The 20,099-nt window shown below is 75.4% G+C and carries 26 protein-coding genes; 18 read left to right on the top strand and 8 right to left on the bottom strand.

Going from position 1 to position 20,099, the window contains the following annotated elements:
* Positions 1–89: 89 nt before the first annotated feature.
* On the bottom strand, positions 90–1,013 hold the full coding sequence (locus ACWPWW_RS10815; RefSeq protein ID WP_454050302.1) for an FKBP-type peptidyl-prolyl cis-trans isomerase: 924 nt from the start codon (positions 1,011–1,013) through the stop codon (positions 90–92).
* An 80-nt stretch (positions 1,014–1,093) separates the two neighbouring features.
* Positions 1,094–1,468 (bottom strand): winged helix-turn-helix transcriptional regulator, encoded by a 375-nt coding sequence (locus ACWPWW_RS10810; RefSeq protein WP_454050301.1) that lies wholly within the window; start codon positions 1,466–1,468, stop codon positions 1,094–1,096.
* Positions 1,469–1,589: 121 nt separating this feature from the next.
* Here ACWPWW_RS10810 and ACWPWW_RS10805 point away from each other — a divergent pair, with 121 nt between their 5' ends.
* From ACWPWW_RS10805 to ACWPWW_RS10785, 5 genes are all read left to right on the top strand, one after another.
* Positions 1,590–2,453 (top strand): SDR family oxidoreductase, encoded by an 864-nt coding sequence (locus ACWPWW_RS10805; RefSeq protein ID WP_454050300.1) that lies wholly within the window; start codon positions 1,590–1,592, stop codon positions 2,451–2,453.
* 161 nt (positions 2,454–2,614) lie between these two features.
* Positions 2,615–3,625, top strand: a complete 1,011-nt coding sequence (locus tag ACWPWW_RS10800) for a TIGR03557 family F420-dependent LLM class oxidoreductase (protein ID WP_454050299.1) — start codon at positions 2,615–2,617, stop codon at positions 3,623–3,625.
* Between the two features lie 46 nt (positions 3,626–3,671).
* Positions 3,672–4,037 carry a hypothetical protein gene (locus ACWPWW_RS10795; protein WP_454050298.1) on the top strand — a complete coding sequence of 122 codons (366 nt, stop codon included), beginning with the start codon at positions 3,672–3,674 and terminating at the stop codon, positions 4,035–4,037.
* A 118-nt stretch (positions 4,038–4,155) separates the two neighbouring features.
* Entirely contained in the window at positions 4,156–5,280 is a 1,125-nt protein-coding gene (locus tag ACWPWW_RS10790; protein WP_454050297.1) for a VIT1/CCC1 transporter family protein, read from the top strand.
* A gap of 78 nt (positions 5,281–5,358) precedes the next feature.
* Positions 5,359–6,300 (top strand): siderophore-interacting protein, encoded by a 942-nt coding sequence (locus ACWPWW_RS10785; RefSeq protein WP_454050296.1) that lies wholly within the window; start codon positions 5,359–5,361, stop codon positions 6,298–6,300.
* Positions 6,301–6,330: 30 nt separating this feature from the next.
* Here ACWPWW_RS10785 and ACWPWW_RS10780 read toward each other — a convergent pair whose 3' ends face one another.
* The 3 genes from ACWPWW_RS10780 to ACWPWW_RS10770 all read right to left on the bottom strand — a co-directional run bounded on the left by ACWPWW_RS10780 (position 6,331) and on the right by ACWPWW_RS10770 (position 8,773).
* Positions 6,331–6,999 carry a hypothetical protein gene (locus ACWPWW_RS10780; RefSeq protein ID WP_454050295.1) on the bottom strand — a complete coding sequence of 223 codons (669 nt, stop codon included), beginning with the start codon at positions 6,997–6,999 and terminating at the stop codon, positions 6,331–6,333.
* A gap of 119 nt (positions 7,000–7,118) precedes the next feature.
* A complete protein-coding gene (locus ACWPWW_RS10775; protein WP_454050294.1) occupies positions 7,119–7,778 on the bottom strand; it encodes a type IV toxin-antitoxin system AbiEi family antitoxin domain-containing protein in 660 nt (219 codons plus the stop codon).
* A 122-nt stretch (positions 7,779–7,900) separates the two neighbouring features.
* Complete coding sequence (locus ACWPWW_RS10770; protein WP_454050293.1) at positions 7,901–8,773, bottom strand: NADPH-dependent F420 reductase; 873 nt, start codon at positions 8,771–8,773, stop codon at positions 7,901–7,903.
* Between ACWPWW_RS10770 and ACWPWW_RS10765 the strand changes: the two genes are divergently transcribed.
* The 4 genes from ACWPWW_RS10765 to ACWPWW_RS10750 are packed head-to-tail and all read left to right on the top strand — an operon-like array spanning position 8,745 to position 11,641.
* Positions 8,745–9,077 carry an ArsR/SmtB family transcription factor gene (locus ACWPWW_RS10765; RefSeq protein ID WP_454050292.1) on the top strand — a complete coding sequence of 111 codons (333 nt, stop codon included), beginning with the start codon at positions 8,745–8,747 and terminating at the stop codon, positions 9,075–9,077. The two genes, ACWPWW_RS10770 and ACWPWW_RS10765, sit on opposite strands and share 29 nt — an antisense overlap.
* The gene (locus ACWPWW_RS10760; RefSeq protein ID WP_454050291.1) at positions 9,074–9,658 is read left to right on the top strand and encodes a pyridoxamine 5'-phosphate oxidase family protein; all 585 of its coding nucleotides are present in this window, start codon (positions 9,074–9,076) and stop codon (positions 9,656–9,658) included. The genes ACWPWW_RS10765 and ACWPWW_RS10760 overlap by 4 nt, the downstream gene beginning before the upstream one ends.
* A 58-nt stretch (positions 9,659–9,716) precedes the next feature.
* Positions 9,717–11,216 (top strand): gluconokinase, encoded by a 1,500-nt coding sequence (locus ACWPWW_RS10755; RefSeq protein WP_454050290.1) that lies wholly within the window; start codon positions 9,717–9,719, stop codon positions 11,214–11,216.
* Positions 11,213–11,641 (top strand): pyridoxamine 5'-phosphate oxidase family protein, encoded by a 429-nt coding sequence (locus tag ACWPWW_RS10750; protein ID WP_454050289.1) that lies wholly within the window; start codon positions 11,213–11,215, stop codon positions 11,639–11,641. The genes ACWPWW_RS10755 and ACWPWW_RS10750 overlap by 4 nt, the downstream gene beginning before the upstream one ends.
* Positions 11,642–11,651: 10 nt before the next feature.
* Here the strand turns inward: ACWPWW_RS10750 and ACWPWW_RS10745 are convergent, their stop codons facing one another.
* Positions 11,652–12,020: a DoxX family protein gene (locus tag ACWPWW_RS10745; protein ID WP_454050288.1), complete on the bottom strand. Its 369-nt coding sequence runs from the start codon at positions 12,018–12,020 to the stop codon at positions 11,652–11,654.
* Positions 12,021–12,094: 74 nt separating this feature from the next.
* Between ACWPWW_RS10745 and ACWPWW_RS10740 the strand changes: the two genes are divergently transcribed.
* From ACWPWW_RS10740 to ACWPWW_RS10710, 7 genes are all read left to right on the top strand, one after another.
* On the top strand, positions 12,095–12,481 hold the full coding sequence (locus tag ACWPWW_RS10740; RefSeq protein ID WP_454050287.1) for a winged helix-turn-helix transcriptional regulator: 387 nt from the start codon (positions 12,095–12,097) through the stop codon (positions 12,479–12,481).
* 29 nt (positions 12,482–12,510) lie between these two features.
* Complete coding sequence (locus ACWPWW_RS10735) at positions 12,511–13,077, top strand: dienelactone hydrolase family protein (protein WP_454050286.1); 567 nt, start codon at positions 12,511–12,513, stop codon at positions 13,075–13,077.
* A gap of 22 nt (positions 13,078–13,099) precedes the next feature.
* On the top strand, positions 13,100–14,023 hold the full coding sequence (locus ACWPWW_RS10730) for a pseudouridine synthase (RefSeq protein WP_454050285.1): 924 nt from the start codon (positions 13,100–13,102) through the stop codon (positions 14,021–14,023).
* A 107-nt stretch (positions 14,024–14,130) separates the two neighbouring features.
* Positions 14,131–14,340, top strand: coding sequence for a hypothetical protein (locus ACWPWW_RS10725; RefSeq protein WP_454050284.1), 210 nt, complete (start codon positions 14,131–14,133; stop codon positions 14,338–14,340).
* A gap of 71 nt (positions 14,341–14,411) precedes the next feature.
* Complete coding sequence (locus ACWPWW_RS10720; protein ID WP_454050283.1) at positions 14,412–14,759, top strand: DUF3817 domain-containing protein; 348 nt, start codon at positions 14,412–14,414, stop codon at positions 14,757–14,759.
* 41 nt (positions 14,760–14,800) lie between these two features.
* Positions 14,801–16,447, top strand: coding sequence for an ABC-F family ATP-binding cassette domain-containing protein (locus tag ACWPWW_RS10715; protein ID WP_454050282.1), 1,647 nt, complete (start codon positions 14,801–14,803; stop codon positions 16,445–16,447).
* 99 nt (positions 16,448–16,546) lie between these two features.
* Positions 16,547–17,053, top strand: a complete 507-nt coding sequence (locus tag ACWPWW_RS10710; protein ID WP_454050281.1) for a hypothetical protein — start codon at positions 16,547–16,549, stop codon at positions 17,051–17,053.
* Between the two features lie 28 nt (positions 17,054–17,081).
* Here the strand turns inward: ACWPWW_RS10710 and ACWPWW_RS10705 are convergent, their stop codons facing one another.
* Positions 17,082–17,312, bottom strand: a complete 231-nt coding sequence (locus ACWPWW_RS10705) for a hypothetical protein (protein ID WP_454050280.1) — start codon at positions 17,310–17,312, stop codon at positions 17,082–17,084.
* A 66-nt stretch (positions 17,313–17,378) separates the two neighbouring features.
* Positions 17,379–17,789, bottom strand: a complete 411-nt coding sequence (locus ACWPWW_RS10700) for a hypothetical protein (protein ID WP_454050279.1) — start codon at positions 17,787–17,789, stop codon at positions 17,379–17,381.
* A 117-nt stretch (positions 17,790–17,906) separates the two neighbouring features.
* Between ACWPWW_RS10700 and ACWPWW_RS10695 the strand changes: the two genes are divergently transcribed.
* Entirely contained in the window at positions 17,907–18,791 is an 885-nt protein-coding gene (locus ACWPWW_RS10695) for a MurR/RpiR family transcriptional regulator (protein ID WP_454050278.1), read from the top strand.
* Positions 18,792–18,935: 144 nt separating this feature from the next.
* Positions 18,936–20,081 (top strand): ABC transporter ATP-binding protein, encoded by a 1,146-nt coding sequence (locus ACWPWW_RS10690; RefSeq protein ID WP_454050277.1) that lies wholly within the window; start codon positions 18,936–18,938, stop codon positions 20,079–20,081.
* Positions 20,082–20,099: the final 18 nt, after the last annotated feature.

Below are 20,099 nucleotides of genomic sequence, written 5' to 3'. Positions count from 1 at the left end.
CCGGGACGCCAGGCTAACCACGGACCTCGCACGAAAGACAGGGACCTCGGTCGCTGGTGCGGCCGAGGTCCCTGTGCGCGTGCGGTGCGTCAGGACGCGGTGAGGATGTCCACCACGAAGATCAGCGTCGAGCCGCCGGGGATCGAGGAGGTGTCCTCGTCGCCGTACCCGAGGTCCGGCGGGATGATCAGCAGCACCTGGCTGCCGACCGTCTGGCCCACCAGGCCCTGCTGCCAGCCCTGGATCAGGTTGCTCAGCGACGTGGACAGCGGGGTGCCGTTCTCCCAGGAGGAGTCGAAGGCGGTGCCGTCCCACAGCCAGCCGCTGTACTGGATGGTGATGTTCTGGCCGGCCTCGACGGTCGCGCCCGTGCCGGTGATCAGCGGCTGGACGACCAGCTCCGCGGGCGGGTCCGTGTCGACGGTCTCGATGGACGGCTGGCCGTCCTCCGCGAGCGTCACGGTCGGCAGGCCCTCGGGCAGCGGGGTGACCGGGGTGCCCTCGGCGCGCGTCGGCACGGCCTCGGAGCTCATGATCTCGACCGCCAGGATCAGCGTGAGGTCGGACGCCGGGTTGGCGTAGAGGATCCGCGCGCCGACCTGCTGGCCGATGACCTGGTCGAGCAGGACGTCCGGCAGGGTCGGGCTCTCGGCGATGTACGACTCGGGCGAGGCGCCGTAGGTGCCGCCCTGGCTGGTGCCGTCGGCGCCGCTCACGGCGGCGATGTTCATCGTGACGAGGTCGCCCTCGACGACCTCGGCGCCGGTGCCGGGGGTCGCGACCCGCGCGACGGGGGCGGACACCGTGAACGGCTGCTCGAAGTCGAAGGTCGGCGCGGCGCCGGGCTCACCGGTCACGGTGACGGCCTCGAGGGCGGCGACGTCCTCCGCGCTCGCGGTCGCCGCGGTGCTCGCCGAGGGCGAGGGCGACGCGGAGTCGTCGGGGTCGCCGCTGCTGCACGCGGAGAGCAGGAGCAGGGAGGCGGCGAGGAGGGTGGCGGCCGTACGGCGCACGTGCTCGTCCTTCGGTCGGTGGCGGCTTGCGGGCGGCCATCCTAGGCGCCGCGCCTGGGGGGACCCTGGGGCGCCGGGGCTCAGCGGCCGGCGAGCATGCCCTCGGCGTGGCCGACGATCCAGGTCATGAGCGGCAGCAGGTGCGCGGCCAGGTCCCGGCCGAGCGGGGTGAGCGAGTAGTCGACGCGGGGCGGGATCGACGGGGTCGCCTCGCGCAGCACGAGGCCGTCGGCCTCCAGGGTGCGCAGCGTGGAGGCGAGCATCTTCTCGCTGATCCCCTCGACGACCCGGCGGAGCTCGCCCCAGCGCAGCGTCCGCTCGGACAGCGCGACGAGCACGAGCACGCCCCACTTGCTGGTCACGTGGTCGAGCACGACCCGGCTCGGGCACGCGGACGGCAGGACCCCGTCGGTGAGGAGACCGTTCAGGGCGCTGTCCTCGATGCTTACCGTCATGCCAGTACCTTACGCGAAAGTGGGTACCGGCGATCGGGAAGGGTGGCCGACCTCCCGGGGTTGGGCGGGGTGCCGGACGCGTCACGGGTCCGGTGCCGCCCCACCGAGAAGGAGTCCTCCCATGTCGATCGTCGTCACCGGTGCCACCGGCCACCTCGGCCGCCTCGTCGTCGAGCACCTGCTGGCCGACGGCGTCCCCGCCGACCAGGTCGTCGCCACCGGCCGCCGCACCGAGCGCCTCGCGGACCTCGCGGAGCGCGGCGTGCGCGTCGCGACCGCCGACTTCGCGCAGCCCGACACGCTGACCGCCGCCTTCGAGGGCGCCGACGTCGTGCTGCTCGTCTCGGGCAGCGAGGTCGGGCAGCGGGTCGAGCAGCACCGCGCCGCGATCGAGGCCGCCAAGGGCGCCGGCGTGCGCCGCGTGGTCTACACCTCCGCACCGAAGGCCGACACCACCCCGCTGGTGCTCGCCCCCGAGCACAAGGCCACCGAGGAGATCCTGCGGGCCTCCGGCCTGGTCTTCACCATCCTGCGCAACGGCTGGTACACGGAGAACTACGTCGGCGACGTGCAGCAGGCGCGGGAGTCCGGCGAGATCGTCGGCGCGTTCGGCGACGGCCGGGTCGCCAGCGCGACGCGGGACGACTTCGCCGCCGCCGCGGCCGTCGTGCTGCGGACCGAGGGCCACGACGACGCCGTGTACGAGCTGTCCGGCGACGAGGCGTGGGGCTTCGAGGACCTCGCCGCCGCCGCGACCGAGGTGCTGGGCCGGCCCGTGACCTACCGCGCCGTGTCGTCCGAGCAGCGCCGCGCGGACCTCACCGCCGCCGGCCTGGACGAGGGCACGGTCGGGTTCGTCGTCGCGCTCGAGGAGAACACCCGCGACGGCCTGCTCGCCGGCACGTCCGGCGACCTGTCCCGGCTGACCGGCCGCCCCACCACGCCGCTGACGGAGGCGCTCCGCGCGGCGCTGCCGACCGCCTGACGCACGCCCCGCCGCCCGCCGGCTCGCCGAGGTAGAGCGATCGCGCCGAGGTAGAGCGCCCTACCGCTCTACCTCGGCCGGGATGCTCTACCTCGGCGGGGTCTCGCCGGCGGGCGGGCGCTCCAGATGCCGTGGCGGGGCGGGCGGGGGAGAGTCGGATCATGACGCGATTCGGGTACACCCTCATGACCGAGCAGTCCGGGCCGAAGCAGCTCGTCGGGTACGCGGTCCAGGCCGAGCGCCTCGGCTTCGACTTCGAGGTGTCGAGCGACCACTACTTCCCGTGGGTCGACGAGCAGGGGCACGCCTCCTACGCGTGGTCGCTGCTGGGTGCCGTGGCGCAGGCGACCTCCCGCGTCGACCTCATGACGTACGTGACCTGCCCGATCGTCCGCTACCACCCGGCGGTCGTCGCGCAGAAGGCCGCCACCCTCGGCGTGCTGTCGGACGGCCGGTTCACCCTGGGCCTCGGTGCGGGCGAGAACCTCAACGAGCACGTGGTCGGCGAGCGCTGGCCCGCGGTCGGCGAGCGGCACGACATGCTCGAGGAGGCCGTCGAGATCATCACCGCCCTGCTGGACGGCGAGCGCCTCACCTACGACGGCGTCCACTTCCGGACGGACTCCGCGAAGCTCTGGGACCGGCCGGAGCAGCCGGTCGAGATCGGCGTCGCCGTCTCGGGCGCGCAGTCGATCTCCCGGTTCGCCCCGCTCGCCGACCACCTGATCACCACCGAGCCGGACGCGGAGCTCCTGTCGGGCTGGGACGAGGCGCGGGCGCAGGCCGCCCAGGAGATCGGCGAGGGCACCCCGTCGCCGTCGCGGAAGATCGGGCAGATCCCGATCTCCTGGGACCCCGACGTGCAGACGGCGAAGGAGCGCGCGCACGAGCAGTTCCGGTGGTTCGCCGGTGGCTGGCACGTGAACGCCGACCTGCCGACGACCGAGGCGTTCGCCGCCGCCAGCCAGTACGTCCGCCCGGACGACGTCGCCGAGACGATCCCCTGCGGTCCCGACCTGGACGCCGTCGTGGAGGCCGTGTCCGCGTACTGGGAGGCCGGCTTCACCGACATCGCGCTGGTGCAGGTCGGCGACGAGGGGCAGCAGCGGTTCCTGGACGAGGCCGCGGCGCCGCTGCTGGAGAAGCTCCGCGCCGCTGCCCCGTCGTCCTGAGCCGCACCGTTGCCCAACGCCACACTTGCCAAACCGGAGGGTTGAGATGGCCGTCACTGCGTTCCAGGACCTGCCCCTGGCCGACCGCGACCGGGAGTGGGACGGCGCCGCCGCCGAGAAGCGGGTCCGCGCCTGGGCCGGCGCCGAGGACGACCCGAACGAGAAGTACCGCGACGCGCACGTCTGGTACGACGCCGACGCGAAGCAGAACTTCACCGCCTACAAGCTCCTGATCGCGGACGTCGTGGGCGGGAAGCTGATCGCCGTGCCCCGAGGCGTGTTCGCCGCGGCCGCGGTGATGCAGGGCTCGCGCGGGGGCATCGACCTGCCCGCCAAGGACGTCGACCGGGTCAAGAGCCACCTCGCGAAGTACTACGCGAAGCTCGACGACACCCCGCCCTGGGAGGACTGACCGCGCGGACCGGTCGCCCGCACGGGTCGGCAGCGGTCGACCCGACACCTCGATTCGGCCGCCCGAATCGGCCCGGAACGCGTGACGCGCGCCGTTCCGGGCCTCACGATGGACGACCGTGCCACCCGTCGACAGCCCCACCCGCCCCACCGGCCCCACAGCGCGCCAGATCCGCCGGTGGCGCCGCTACCTGGCCGACGAGCGCGCCGAGGCCGCCGCCTACCGCGACCTCGCCTCCCGTCGGGACGGCGAGGAGCGCGCGATCCTGCTCGCGCTCGCCGACGCCGAGAAGCGCCACGAGCAGCACTGGCTCGACCTGCTCGGCGACCGGGTCGGCCGCCCGCTGCGCGGCGACTACCGGTCCCGGGCGCTCGGTGCGCTCGCCCGCCGGTTCGGCGGCGTGTTCGTGCTGGCCCTCGCGCAGCGGGCCGAGGCCCGCTCCGCCTACGGCGAGGACGTCGACGCCACCCCGACGATGGCGGCGGACGAGCGGATCCACGAGGAGGTCGTCCGCAGCCTCGCGATGCGCGGGCGCAACCGGATCTCCGGCACCTTCCGCGCCGCGGTGTTCGGCGCGAACGACGGCCTGGTCAGCAACCTCGCGCTGGTGCTCGGCATCGGCGCCAGCGGCGTCGCCACCTCCACCGTCCTGTTCACCGGCCTGGCCGGCCTGCTGGCCGGTGCGCTCTCGATGGGCGCCGGCGAGTACGTGTCGGTCCGGTCGCAGCGCGAGCTGCTCGAGGCGTCCCGGCCCAGCCGGCAGGCGCGCGAGGCGCTCCCGCACCTCGACCTGGACGCCAACGAGCTCGAGCTCGTCTACCGGGCCCGGGGCATGAGCGCGGAGGACGCCCGGGAGCGCGCCGACACCGTCCTCGCGAACCTCGTCGTGCTCGACGGCGTGGCACCCGCATCGGCCGTCGCGGCCGAGGACGAGGCCGCGCCCGAGGTCGACGAGCACGAGACCGTCGGCAGCGCGGTCGGCGCGGCCGGGGCCAGCTTCTGCTTCTTCGCCGGCGGCGCCGTCGTCCCCGTCCTGCCGTACCTGATCGGCCTGGAGGGCTGGCCGGCCGTCGGGCTGGCGAGCGCGCTCGTGGGCGTGGCGCTGCTCGGCACCGGGGCGACGGTCGGCGTCCTCTCCGGGGCGTCGCCCGCGAAGCGCGCTCTGCGCCAGCTGGCGATCGGCTTCGGGGCGGCCGCCGCGACCTACCTGCTCGGCCTGCTGTTCGGCACCACCGCCGCCTGATCGCCGCGATGTGTCCGCCCTGTGGGATGTGTCACAGAGGGGGTGAGGTAAGCCTTGCCTTCGGGTTACGGTGACGGCATGACAGCGTCCACCACCGCGCCGGCCGTCACCACGCCGTTCCGCTTCTTCGACGTCCGCGTGGCGCGGATCGTGGACCTCAGCCCCTCGTTCCGCCGGTTCACGTTCACCGGCGAGGACCTGGACCAGTTCGCCGACAACGGGTTCGACCAGCGCATCAAGCTGCTGCTCCCTCTGCCCTGCGGCTACGACACCGTCCCCCAGGGCGAGTCCTGGTACCTGCAGTGGCGCGACCTGCCCGACGAGCTGCGGCACCCCATCCGCACCTACACGGCGCGCACCGCGCGCCACGACGTCCGCGAGCTCGACGTCGACATGGTGCTGCACGGCGACGGCGGCCCCGCCTCGGCCTGGGCCGGCTGCGCGCAGGTCGGCGACAGCCTGGTCATCCTCGGCCCGAACCGTGAGCACACCGGTCCGTCGGGCGGCATCGACTTCGTCCCGCCGGCGCACGCGGACCGGCTCCTGCTCGCAGGCGACGAGACCGCGGCCCCCGCCATCGCCGGCATCCTCGAGCGGCTGCCCCGCGACGCCCGCGGCGAGGCCCTGATCGAGGTGCCCGTCACCGGCGACGCGATCCCCGTCGACGCCCCGGCCGGCGTGACGGTCCGCTGGCTGCCGCGCGACGGCGCCGCCCACGGCTCGCTGCTCGTCCCTGCGGTCCAGGCCGCGTGCAAGCGCCTGATGCCGCACGACGCGCCGCTGCCGGAGGGCATGGAGCTGGAGGACGTCGACATCGACGCCGGCATCCTGTGGGAGGTCCCCGTGGACCACGCCACCGGCGAGCCGCTGCGGCAGTCGGCCGCGCTCTACGCGTGGCTCGCGGGGGAGGCCGGGGCGATCAAGACGCTCCGGCGGCACCTGGTCGGGACCTGCGGGGTGGACCGGAAGGCCGTCGCGTTCATGGGGTACTGGCGCGAGGGGCGTTCCGAGGGGGCCTGAGGGTCAGTCGACCTCGGCTGCTCCCCTCAGTCAGGGGAGACCAGGACCCGCAGAGCCGCTTGGCCCCTCTGGTGCCCTGTCGCCCAGCAGTCGCCACTGCGGCGCCTCGTCGGGCAGGCTGCGTCCCGACGTCAGCATCCGTGAGCGGTCCGATCCTGCGTACGCCTCCCGCGCCTCGAAAGGGTCGCTCAGGCACGCGAGCAGGATCGCGGCGTCCTGCAGGTGCCGCTTCGGGTCGCGCGAGTCGGTCCGGAACGCGGCCGCCTTGAGCACGAGCGCACCGAACACCGACGGGGTGCTGATCGTCGTCGCGGCGTCGTCCCCGATCCGCAGCGTCGCCAGGACCGTGCGACGCAGGGCCTGGGTCCCTCCTTCGATCGCGATCATCTCCCTGCCGTGCAACCGGCCCACCACACGTGGCGCCGGGTGGTCGGTGATCAGCACGTCGACCACGTCGCGTGCAGGGACGGGTGGCCGTCCCGCGGTCACGACGTCGACCACCTGCCCGCCGCGCACGAACCGGTGAGCGGTCGTGTCCTGCGGGTCGAGCGACGTCAGGAGCTGGTAGCCGATCCCCTCGAGCGCCGCCGCGGCCGCGCCGGGGAGGCCGCGAGCGGTCTCGATGTGCAGCACGATGTCGACGTCATCCGTCGGGCGCACCGAGTAGATCCCGTTGTGGGCGGCGTGGAGCTGGGTCATGAGCCCGCCGACGAGACTCCACCGGTCATGGGGAAGAGCGGACTCGATCTCGGCGACGTTCGGCCAGGGCGGTCCCCATCCTCCCGGTGGCGCCGGGATGTCCAGGACGAGCCGGTCGGTCATCGCCGAGGTCCGTCCAGTGCATCGCGCAGGAGATCGAGCCCCGCGGAGCGCTCGCGGGTGTCGAGAGACGTCGCGAGATCGAGTGCGGCCAGCACGGGTCGAGCGGCGAGACTGCGCACCACGTCGCCCTCCATCGCGGTGGTGCGGAGGGTGACGTTCCCGTCGGGGTCCTCCTTGAGCGCGTACGCGCGCACGACACGCTCGAGGGAGTCGGTGCCGAGGTACCCGTCGAGGGCGGCATCCATCGTGGCGGCTAGTCCGAGAACCTCCCTGGGAGGACGGATGAGCTCGCCGGCCATCCGAGGCAGTGCCGATCGGTGTGCCGTGTACCGGGTGACGGTCGCGCGGCCTCGAGTGCGCTCCACGAGCTGCTGAGGCGTCATTCCTCGAAGCCTGCGACGCAGCCGGGCCAGCTGCGCTCCTCCGATCCAGGGGGCACCCGCGTCGGACAGGAGCGCCACTGCCGCCCAGGCCGTCTGCGGTGCCCACGCCTGGGTACCCGTGTGCTCGATGGCTGCGTACAGGTCGACGGACGTCCCGTCCAGGACGCCTCGCGCCGCTTCCTTGAGTTTCCCGGCCGCGACGAGCTTGCGGACCTGACGGGTCGACAGCCCGAGCCGCTGGGCGGCGTCGACGGTGCGGACCAATCCACTCATGACAACTGGGTTCCCATAACGGAACCTGGTTGTCAGGAGCGCCGCCCGCCTGCGGGGACGCACCCGCTCGGTGAGCCCGGGCGGACCGTCGCGCAGCCTTGCCGCGGAGCGCGCCGGACGGCTCACCGCCTCCCGGGAGCCGTGCCCGCCCGGTTCGCGGCCACGACCTCGTCCAGCGACGGCGCCTCCGCGAGGTCGGCGAGCTGGGCCAGGAGGCGGTCGCGGTGGCCGGGGGCGGCCTCCCGGTCCGCCGCCTGCAGGGCGTCGCGCAGCGCCGCGGCGTCGAGCTCCGTGCAGTACGCGGGCGTGCCGGGCTGCTGGCGCCAGGAGTCGGCGAGGGTGCCCGCGTCGACCGGGTCGAAGCCCGTGTCGTCGACGAGCCGCATGACGGTGCGGCGTGCCTCCGCCGAGTCCGCGGCGACCGGGAGGGCGATGCGCCCGGGCGCGCCGGAGGGGAGTCCACGGGTCTGCTGCGTCGCGGCGAGCGCCGCGTTCCACGCCTTGACGACGGGGCGGCCCAGCTGCTCCTGGCTCCAGAGGCTCTCGACCTGGCCCGCGTCGACCTGCGCCACGTGCCCGGTCAGGTGCGGGTAGTAGTTCGACGTGTCGACCACCACCGCCGCCGCCGGAGCGGTCGCGACCAGGCCGGCGAGCTCGGGCTGCTTCGAGAACGGGACCGACAGGACGACGACGTCCCGGTCGGCGGTCACGGCGTCCAGGTCGACGGCCCGGGCCCCGGTCGCCAGGACCTCGGTCGCGACGCCCTCGGGGCCGCGGGCGTCGGCGACCAGGACGTCGTGCCCGGCCTGGGCGAGCACGCGAGCCAGGTTGCCGCCGATGGCGCCGGCCCCGATCACGGCGATCTTCATGTGGTCCCACTTCCGCTCGATGTACGCTGAGGCGCGTACATAGCAATGTACACGTTGGCGCGTACATGTCGTGCCGCACCGAGCGAGGAGGGGGCCCGTGGCCAGTCGACTGGCGCAGCCGCTCACGATCCCGGCCGAGGAGGAGATCGAGCTGTTCGAGGTGATGACGGCGCTGTCCGACCCGGTGCGCCGGGCGATCGTCGCCTACCTCGCGGAGGAGCCGGGCAGGTCGTGCAGCGCGTCCGACTTCGGTGTCTCCAAGTCGGCGCTCACCCGCCACTGGCGCGTCCTGCGGGAGTCCGGGCTGATCCGGCAGGAGGTGCAGGGCACCCGCCACCGGAACTGGCTGCGGACCGAGGAGCTCGACCGCCGCTTCCCCGGGCTGCTGCCGATGGTGCTGGACGCGATCGCTCCGCCCCCCGGCTCGTGACCCCGGATCACCCGGCGCCCGGGCCCGGCACGACGGCGGCCGCGACGTGGGCCGCGCTGGCCGAGGCGACGACCCGGCGCACCGCGTACACCCTCGCCACCCTCGCGACGGTCGACGCCTCGGCGTCCCCCCGGCTCCGGGCGGTCATCCTCCGGGACTGCGACCCGGAGGCCGGCAGCCTCGCGTTCGCGACCGACGCGCGCTCGGCGAAGATCGCCGAGATCCAGCAGCACCCGCGGGTGGCGCTGACCGTCTGGGACGAGGGCACCGGCGTCCAGGTCCGGCTGGAGGGACGCGCGACCGTCGTCGCGGACCCCGAGCAGCGACGACGCCGGTGGGACGCCCTGGGGCCGCGCACCCGGCGCGGCTACGGCTCGCCGTCGTCGCCGGGCACGCCGCTCGCCCCCGGTGCGCAGCCGGCGGCGCCCGACGAGGACGAGGACGCCTGGTTCGACCGGTTCGCGTGGGTCGAGGTGCGGGTCGACCGGATCGACCGGCTCGACATCTCGACGGATCCGCACGAGCGGGTCGTGCTCACCCGCGCCGACGCGACCTGGACCGGCGGGCGCGTCGTGCCGTGACGGCCCCCCGCGGCTAGGGTCGAAGCAGACCCCGCGCCGCCGACGACGAGGACTCCCGATGACCCGGACCGACGACGACGTCGCCCTCGACGCGGCGCTGGACCCGCTCGTGCTCGCGGTCGACATCGGCTCGACGGCCACGCGCGGCGGCGTCCACGACGCGTCCGGCAGGCGGGTGCACGGGCTGCAGCACAAGGTGCCGCACGCGTTCACGGTCGCGCCGGACGGCATGTCGGTCATCGACCCCGAGCAGGTGACGGCGGAGGTCGGGCAGGTCCTCGACGCCGTGACCGCGGACCCGCGGCTGGGCACCCGGGTCGCCGGCGTCGCGCTGGACACGTTCGCCGCGTCGCTCATCGCGGTCGACGCGGCGGGCCGTGCGCTCACCCCGTGCCTGACGTACGCGGACTCCCGCAGCGCGGCGGCGGTCGCGGAGCTGCGGGCGGAGCTCGACGAGCACGCGGTCCAGCAGCGCACCGGCACCCGGCTGCACACCAGCTACCACGCGCCGCGGTTCCGGTGGCTCGCCGGCGCCGACCCGGCCGTCGTGGTCGCAGCGGCGGGCTGGTGGTCGCTCGGCGAGTACGTCCTGGACCGGCTGGTCGGGCTCCCGCTGGCCGGGACGTCGACGGTGGCGTGGACCGGCCTGCTCGACCGGCGCACCGGTGCGCTCGACGCCGAGCTGCTCGCGGCCACGGGGATCGATCCCGGCCACCTGAACCCGCCGCGGGATCCCACGGACCCGGCGCCCGCGGTCGCCCCGGCACGCTGGCCGGCCCTCGCCCGCGCCGTGTGGTTCCCCGTGATCACCGACGGCTTCGCGAGCAACGTGGGGTCCGGGGCGACGGACGCGACCGTGATGACGGCGTCCACCGCGACGAGCGGCGCGCTGCGGGTCCTGGTCGACGGGCCCGCCGACCCGCTGCCCTTCGGGCTGTGGAACTACCGCGTCGACGCGCGGCGCACCCTGCTCGGCGGCGCGATCAACGACGTCGGCCGCGCGGTCAGCTGGGCGCAGAGCACGCTGCGGCTGAGCCCGGCGCTCGCGGACGTCCTCGCCGCGCCGCCCGACGCCGGCACGCCCCTCGTGCTCCCGTACCTGACCGGTGAGCGCGCGCCGGGCTGGGTCGGCGGTGCGCGGGCGACGTTCACCGGGGTGTCGGCGGCCACCGGGCCGGACGCCCTGTTCCGGGCGGTCGTCGAGGGCGTGGCGATCACGTACGCGCGGGTCGCGGACGAGCTGCACCCGGCCGCGCCGCAGGTCGTCGAGGTGGCGGCGTCGGGCCGGGTCAGCTCCGACCAGCCCGCGTGGCTGCAGGTCCTCGCCGACGTGCTCGGCCGGCCGGTCACGCACGTCACCCGCCGGCGCGCGACGCAGCGCGGCACGGCCCTGCTCGCCTTGGACGTGCTCGCGCCGGACGTCCCGCGCGCGGCGCGGGCCGTGGGGTCGACCTACGAGCCCGTGCCTGCGCACGTCGAGCACTACGCCGAGCGGCGCGCCCGGTTCGCCGAGGCGTACGACGCGCTGGTCACCCCCCGACCCGGGAGGACCCGGTGACCGACGGCAGCAGCACCCTGACCGCCGAGGACCTCGGCCTGCTCCGCCGCCCGCTGCACGGCTTCTTCACCGCGGCCGCCGGTCCGGTGCCGCCGCAGCCCCGGCCCGTGTGGTTCGAGGTCGCGGACGACGGCACGGTGCAGCTGTTCACCGGCCCGGGCACGCTCAAGGTCCGCCGGCTGCGCCGTGACCCGCGCGCCTCGATCGTGGTCGCCGCCCCCGTGGGCGAGCGCGAGCACTGGGTGGCCGTGACCGGGAGCGGCACCGTGGAGACGGACGGCGCGCACGACCTGGCCGCACGGCTCGCCGCCCGCTACTGGGACCTGGACGACCCGGTCCGCGCCGCCGACCTCGCCGGGATCCTGGCCGAGGAGCAGGTCCGGCTGGTGCTGCACCCGGAGTCGGTCCGCCGCACCGTCTTCTGAGCGGCGCCGGTCAGCCGATCCAGGTCGTCGCCAGCCAGGCGGTGACCCCCGCGAGGACCAGCAGCACCAGGTTCATCGGCGTCTGGCGTGCCTCGCCCCGGGAGAGGTGCAGCGCGCCGGCGCCGACCTGCAGGAGGGCGAGGCCGATCGCGGCCGCCACGGCGAGACCCGGGAGGACGCCCACCAGCGGCGGCAGCACCAGGCCCACCGCGCCCAGCAGCTCGAGCACGCCGAGGGCGCGGACGGCCGCCAGGGGCAGGTCGTCGACCCAGGCCATCATCGGGCGGAGCCGGTCGCGGTCCTGCGCGACCTTCTTGCCGCCGGAGTAGAGGTAGAACGCGGCGAGCAGCGCGGCGAGGACCCAGTAGGCGATGATCATGCGGGCATCCTGGACGGCCATCCGGGGGCGTACAAAAGGCACACGCGTGTGCCCGACCGACCGGGAGGAGCGGCATGACCGCCACCACCACCGCCTGCTCGATCCGCGGGGACGCCGGCCGCGCGGTCCGGGCGATCCTCGACCGGATGGGGGACAAGTGGGCGCTGCTGACGCTCGCGACGCTGGACGGCGCACCGCAGCGGTTCGGTGACCTGCGCGCCCGGGTGCCGGGGATCTCCCAGCGGATGCTGACGCTCACCCTGCGGCACCTCGAGCGGGACGGCCTCGTCACGCGCGTCTCCTACCCGGAGGTGCCGCCGCGGGTCGAGTACGCGCTCACCGCGACGGGCCGCACCCTCATCGCGCCCGCGGCGGCCCTCGCGGAGTGGGCGGCCGAGCACAACCCGGAGATCGAGCGCAGCCGCGCCGCCTACGACGCCGGGCGGGTCGGCACGGGCTGAGCGTCGGCGCCCCGGCGTACCGTCGTCGCATGGCCGAGGTCGTCCTGTTTCACCACTCCGGTGGTCTCACCGCGGGCGTCCACGCGCTCGCGGGCACGCTGCGCGCCGCCGGGCACGTCGTGCACACGCCCGACCTGTTCGACGGCGCGACGTTCGCCGACGTGGCCGCGGGCGTCGCGTTCGTCGAGGCCCAGGGCGAGGACGTCTTTGCCCGCCGGGCGCGCGACGCCGTCGCGGGCCTCCCCGCCGAGCTCGTGTACGCCGGCCTCTCCTTCGGTGCCGCGCGGGCCGCCGAGCAGGTCCTCGCCCGGCCGGGGGCGCGCGGCGCGGTGTTCCTCTACGGCGCCGTCGCCCCGTCCTGGTGGGACGCCACGTGGCCCGACGGCGTCCCGGCGCAGGCGCACGTCGCCGAGCAGGACCCGTGGCGCGAGCTCGACGCGGAGGCGGAGCTCACCGCGACCGTGCCGGGCGCGGAGCTGTTCGTGTACCCCGTCGCCGGGCACCTGTTCGCCGAGCCCGGGCACCCGGACCACGACCCGGCCGCCGCGGACCTCGCCACCGGGCGGGTCCTGGCGTTCCTCGCGGCCCGCGGCTGAGCGCGGCCCGTAGCATCGCCGGGTGCCGCCCCGCTCCCCGCTCCCCGCCCGCCACGGGCTGAGCGCGGCCTGGCTGCGCACCCCGGACCTCGACCGCACCCGGCCGGTGGAGCGCACGACCATGGGCGCCTGGCTCCGGGAACGGCTGCCGGAGCACGTCGACGTGCCCGCGATGCTGGCCGACCAGCGGTTCGTCGACGAGGACGGCCGCGCGGTCCGCGACGACGACCCCTTCGCCCCGCACCGGTTCGTGTTCTTCCACCGCGACCTGCGTGAGGAGCCCGAGGTCCCCGGCACGATCCACGTGGTGCACCGCGACGAGCGGCTGGTGGTCGTCGACAAGCCGCCGTTCCTGTCCTCGATCCCGCGCGGCCGGCACGTGATGCAGAGCGTCGTCGTGCGGCTGCGGGCCGAGCTGGGCCTGCCGGAGCTGTCCCCGCTGCACCGGCTGGACCGGGTGACGTCCGGGCTGCTCATGCTGGCGACCGAGGCCCGGTGGCGCGGGCCGTACCAGACGGTGTTCGAGCGCCGGGAGGTGCGCAAGACCTACCGGGCGCTCGCGCCGCTGCGGGCCGACCTGGAGCTGCCGGTCGTGGTGCGGGACCACATCCGCAAGGAGCGCGGGTCGTGGCAGGCCGAGGTCGTGCCCGGCGCCCCGGTCAACGCCGAGACGCTGGTGGAGCTCGAGCGGGAGGTCGACGGCCGCGGGGTCTACCGCCTGTCGCCGCGCACCGGCCGCACGCACCAGCTGCGGCTGCACCTGCTCGGACTGGGCATCCCGATCGTGGACGACCCCCTCTACCCCGAGGTGCGCGACGTCGAGGTCGACGACTTCTCCCGGCCGCTGCAGCTGCTCGCCGCGGAGCTGGCGTTCACCGACCCCGTCGACGGCCGCGCGCGGGAGTTCCGGAGCGTGCGCGGGCTGCCGCTCCGCGCGGACGGCTGACACCCGGACCGGGCCCATGTGCCCAGGGCCGTGCGAGGCGGCGGGTCGATGATGGGCGGCGAGCCGGCGACCCCGGCCCGTCCGTCTCACCCACGAGGAGAGCCACCATGACCAGCCCCGCCGCCACCGTGCCGTCCGGTACCGGCACGACCGTGCGCGACGTCGTCCACCACCTGCGCTTCGACCCCGCTCCGCTCTGGGAGCCGGGCAGCCGTGCGCGGTTCACCGCCTGGGTCGGCGGCAGCATGGTGTTCTGGACGGCGCTGGGGATCGGGGTGACGGCGCTGCTCGGCGCCGTGCTCGACCTGGTGGCCTGAGCCGTCCCGGCACCGCGCCCGTGGGTTACCGTCGTCCCGACCCGGACGTCGATCCCCAGGAGCGCCCACCCGTGAAGCAGCTGACCCACCCGGACGCGCAGGCGTTCCGGATCGTCGCGATCCTCGAGGCAGCGACCTGGGCGGGGCTGCTGGTCGGGATGGTCCTCAAGCACGTCACGCACACCACCGAGGTCGGCGTGCAGGTGTTCGGGCAGGCGCACGGGCTCGTGTTCCTGGCCTACGCCGGGATCACCGTCGTCGCCGGGATCCGGCTGCGCTGGGGCTGGTGGGTGACGCTGGTGGCGCTGGCCGCGTCGGTCCCGCCGATGTTCACGCTGCTCGCCGAGCGGTGGCTGCGGCGGAGCGGGCGGCTGGACGCGCCCCGCGCCGAGGAGCCGGTGGGCGACACCGCCGCCTGAGCGTGGTGCCGTGCGGCCCGCCCGCACCGGACAATGGCCGCATGAGTGCCACGGTGCAGGCCAAGGGTGTCGGCGCGGGCTTCGGCGACCGCGAGCTGTTCTCCGGCGTCGACCTGGTGGTCGCGCCGGGGGACGTCGTCGGCCTGGTCGGGCCGAACGGCGCCGGGAAGTCCACGCTGCTGCGCATCCTGGCCGGGCTGCGCGCGCCCGACGAGGGCGCGGTCGCGGTGTCCCCGCCGCACGCGCAGCTCGGGTTCCTCGCGCAGGAGATCGAGCGCCGGGCGGACGAGTCGGTGCGCGCGCACCTGGAGCGCCGCACGGGTGTGGGGCCCGCGCAGGTGGCGATGGACGCGGCCGCCGAGCGCCTGGGTGCGGGCGAGCCCGGTGCCGACGACGAGTTCGCCGAGGCGCTGGAGCGGTGGATGGCGCTGGGCGGCGGCGACCTCGACGCGCGCCGGGGATCCGTCCTGGCCGACCTGGGGCTCGACGTCGACCCCGAGCTCCCGATGACCGCGCTGTCCGGCGGGCAGGCCGCCCGCGTCGGGCTCGCCGCGCTGCTGCTGTCCCGGTACGACTTCTACCTGCTGGACGAGCCGACCAACGACCTGGACCTGGAGGGGCTCGCGCTGCTCGAGGACTTCGTCGACCGGGTGGACGCGCCGGTGGTCGTCGTCAGCCACGACCGCGAGTTCCTCAGCCGGACGGTGACGTCGGTGGTCGAGATCGACCGGAGCCTGCAGCGGGTGGTCGTCTACGGCGGCACGTACGACGCGTACCTCGACGAGCGGTCGACGGCCCGGCGCCAGGCCCGCGAGGCCTACGAGGACTACGCCGCCCGCCGGGACGCGTTGTCGGCGCGGGCGCGGATGCAGCGGGCGTGGATGGACAAGGGCGTGAAGAACGCCCGGCGCAAGGCCACCGACAGCGACAAGATCGGCCGCAAGTTCCGTGCCGACGCCTCGGAGAAGCAGGCGGCCAAGGCCCGGCAGACCGAGCGGCTGATCGAGCGGCTCGACGTCGTCGCGGAGCCGCGCAAGGAGTGGCAGCTGCAGATGACCATCGCCGCCGCGCCACGGTCGGGCACGGTGGTCGTCGCCGCCCGGGCCGCGAGCGTCCGGCGCGGCGACTTCGTGCTGGGGCCCGTCGACCTGCAGCTCGACTGGCGGGACCGCGTGGCGATCACCGGTCCGAACGGCGCGGGCAAGACGACGCTGCTGGGACTGCTGCTCGGGCGGCTCGCGGCGGACGCCGGGCGGGTGGACCTCGGCTCGGGCGTCCTGGTGGGCGAGGTCGACCAGGCGCGCGCCGCCTTCGAGGACGACGCCGCGCTGGTCGACGCGTTCTCCCGCGAGGTGCCGGACTGGACGACCGCCGACGTGCGGACGCTGCTCGCGAAGTTCGGCCTCGGCGGCCACCACGTCAACCGCCCCGCGGCGTCGCTGTCGCCGGGCGAGCGCACCCGAGCCGCGCTGGCGCTGCTGCAGGCGCGCGGGGTCAACCTGCTGGTGCTGGACGAGCCGACCAACCACCTGGACCTCCCGGCCATCGAGCAGCTCGAGCAGGCGCTGGAGGCGTTCGACGGCACCGTGCTGCTGGTGACGCACGACCGGCGGATGCTCGACTCGGTGCGGCTGACGCGCCGCTGGCACGTGGAGGACGGGCAGGTCACCGAGGTCACGGCGGACTGAGCCGCCGGCCCCGGATCTCCACCCCACGGCGGAGGTGACGCACGGGCCGGCCTGCCTAGCGTGGGGACGCCCGACCGACCGACCGAGGAGGAGCCGGCCATGCCGACCCCGACCACCCCGACACCGCCGACGCCCCCGACACCGCCGGTGGCCACCCGGCTCGCCGCCGCCGCAGCGACCGGAGTCGCCACCGCGGCCTACTACGCCACGCCCGACCTCATCCGCTCCCGCACCGCCCGCGGCTGGGCGAAGGTGGCGCTGAGCGCGGTGCTGGTCGCCGTCTCCGTGCCGGACGCGGTCCGCACGCGGGACCAGGCCCGCGCGCACCGCGCGTCGCTGCCCGAGGAGGAGCGCGTCGACCTCCGCGAGGCCGTCGGGACCATGTCGACCCGCGGCAAGGTGGTCGGCTCGGTGGTCGGCCTCGGGCTCGTCGGCGGGTCGATCGCGTCGGTCGTCGTCGTCGAGCGGTGGATCTTCCGCCGCGGGGAGGCCCGGGCCGCCGCCGGGCGGTCCTACCCGCACACGCGGGGCGCCCTGGTCCTCGGCGCGCTCATGGCGGCCCTGACGCTGATCCCGGACCCGCCGCAGGAGCCGGTGCGCGGCTGACCGGGGCCGGCGGAACATCGCCCGCGGGTCAGCGCGTCGCGAGCAGCAGCAGCACGCCGATCAGCACCAGCGGCGGGACCGCCGTGAGCAGCATCGCGCGCCACGGCTGCGGACGGCTGCGCGGGCCGTCGCGGAAGCTCGCGCCCGTCGGGCTGTCGTTGATGCCCGGCAGCTGCCCGAGCGCGGGCTCGCCGTACCGCGGCGCGTCGTCGCGGTCGTCCGTCCCCGCCTCGTGCGGTCCGCGGTCGTGGGTGCCCACGTCGTCCCCCTCCGTCGCCCCGAGCCCATCCTGCCCGGGTCCGGCGCGTCCGGGCCGGTTACGGCGTCAGGTCGTCGCGGACGTGCCCGTGGCGGCCGAGTCGTCGGTGGCGCTGCCGGTCGAGCCGTCGGACGCCGACCCGGACCCCTGCTCGGTGTCGCCGGAGCGGTCCCCGGGCGGCTGCGGCATCCGGTCGCCGTCCGGGCGCTCCCCGCCGAACGGGGCGGAGAACTCCGGCGCCGTCGCGCGGCCGATCGCGAAGCCGCCGATCCCGCCGACGGCGAGCACGCCCACCAGGACGGCGGCCACGACCCAGCGGCCGAACCGGCGGCGGGGGCGCCCGAAGAGCGCGGACGGCGCGGGCTGCTCGGATGTCTCGGGCGCCGCGGGGTCGGCGGCCTCGGGCGGCGGCGCCGACCGGGACGTCGCGTCGGGGGCGGGCAAGGTCGGGCGGGGGCTCTCAGGGCTCTCGGTCATGCGCTCGACCCTGCCGACCTCGGCCGTGCGCCGGCCCTGCCCGGGCTGTGCTCCTGTTGTGCACCGGAACCACCGGGACAGCCCCGGTGGTTCACCCGCGCGTGGTAGGGATGCCCGATGAGCACCTCGCCCGCCGAGCCGCCCGTCGGGGGCACCGTCGCCCTCATCGCCTCGATCCTGCCGTCGCTGGGCCCGGGGGAGCGGCGCGTCGCCGAGGAGTGCGTCCGGGCGCCGCAGGAGGTCGCGCTGCTGTCGGTCGGCGACCTCGCGGCGCGGACGTCGACGTCGTCCGCGACGGTGGTGCGGGCGTGCCAGACCCTGGGCTTCCGCGGGTTCCAGCACCTGCGGCTGCTGCTGCTCCGGGACGTGGGCGCCGCGCAGGCGACCGGGCCGGAGCCGGCCGTCGCGGAGGGACCGGGTGGGCGGATCGCGGCGCTGTTCGCGCAGGCGGCGGACGAGCTCCGCGACGCCCCCGGCTCCCTGGACGTCGCGGCCTTCGAGCAGGCGGCCGAGGCGATCGCCCGGGCGTCGCGGGTCCTGGTGGTCGGCAACGGCGGGTCGGCGCCCGCGGCGCAGATGGCGGCGCTGCGGCTGCTGACGACGGGCCGGCCGTGCGAGGCGCCGGTGGACGCGGTGACGCAGCAGCTGAGCGCGCGGCTGCTGTCGCCGGCGGACGTGTGCCTCGCGGTGAGCGACAGCGGGATGAACGGGGTGACGCTGCAGGCGGTCGACGGCGCGGTCGCCAGCGGCGCGACGGTGGTCGGGGTCACCGGCTACGCGCGCTCGCGGCTCGGCCGGGCGGCGCGGCACACGCTGGTGGTCGGGGCGTCGTACGGGACGTGGGACACCGGTGCGGTGACGGGGAACCTGGCGCAGATCCTGCTGCTGTCGGCCCTGCAGACCGCGGTGTCCGGGCGGGTCGACGCGTCGGCGGCTGCCGGGCGGGTGACCCGCGAGGCGGTGCTGGGGCTGGTGGCCGACGAGGTCGAGGACGACACGTAGCGGTCCCGACGACTGTTCCGGATCCGGGGGTCGAAGGTTCGCCCGCTGCACGCCCGGCGTTCACCGGGCGCCTCCATGCTGCGGATGTAACGCCACTCCGGAGATGAACCCGGGAGTGGAAATCCGTTCCATCCCGGAGGACCGATGAGCGCCATCGAGATCCGCGGCCTGGCGCGCCGCTTCGGCAGCACCGTCGCCGTGAACAGCGTCGACCTCACCATCGAGGACGGGGACTTCCTCGTCCTGCTCGGCCCGAGCGGCTGCGGCAAGACGACCCTGCTGCGGATGCTCGCGGGGCTGCTCGAGCCGACCGGCGGCCAGGTGCTGCTGGACGGCCGCGACATCACGCACGAGCCGTCCAAGCGCCGCGACCTGGCGATGGTGTTCCAGAGCTACGCGCTCTACCCGCACCTGTCGGTCGCGAAGAACCTCGCCTTCCCGCTGCGCGTGCGCCGGGTGCCGGCGGCCGAGGTGGCGTCCCGGGTCGGCGAGGTCGCGGTCAGCCTCGAGATCGACCACCTGCTGCAGCGCAAGCCCCGCCAGCTGAGCGGCGGCCAGCGGCAGCGGGTCGCGGTCGGCCGCGCGCTGGTCCGGGCGCCGCGCGCGTTCCTCATGGACGAGCCGCTGTCGAACCTCGACGCGAAGCTCCGCACCGCCACCCGCCAGGAGCTCACGGACCTGCACCGCCGGCTCGGCGCGACGTTCGTCTACGTCACGCACGACCAGGTCGAGGCGATGACGATGGCGACCAAGATCGCCGTGCTCAACGCGGGCGACCTGGAGCAGCTCGGCACGCCCGCGGAGGTCTACGACCGGCCGGCGTCGGTGTTCGTCGCCGGGTTCCTCGGCAGCCCCGCGATGAACCTGCTCGACGCCACGATCACCTCGGCGGGCGGCGACGTCCGGCTGACGGCACCGGACGCCGAGGGCACCCTGTGGGCCGGCTCCACGCCGCCGGTCGACGCCGTGCTCGGCGTCCGGCCGGAGCACCTGACCTTCGTCCCGCGCGACCCGCACCGGCCCGGCACGCACGGCGTCACGTTCGCCGGTGCGGTCGACACGGTGGAGAACCTCGGCAGCGAGCAGGTCGTCTACGTCCGCACGGGCGGCCGCCGCCTGGCCGTCCGCGCCGCGCGGACCGTGCCCGTCCGGGTCGGCGACGACGTGCGCCTGCACGCGGGCGTCGACCACACCCACCTGTTCGACCGGGTCACCGGGCGCCGCCTGGAGTGGGTCGCCGACGGCGCGCCCGCTCCCGCCGGCACCGACCCGGCGCTCGCCGTGGCCTGACCCCCTCCCGAACCGCAC

The sequence above is a fragment of the Cellulomonas sp. Marseille-Q8402 genome, from assembly GCF_965119525.1.
This window is presented reverse-complemented; position numbering and strand designations above follow the sequence as displayed.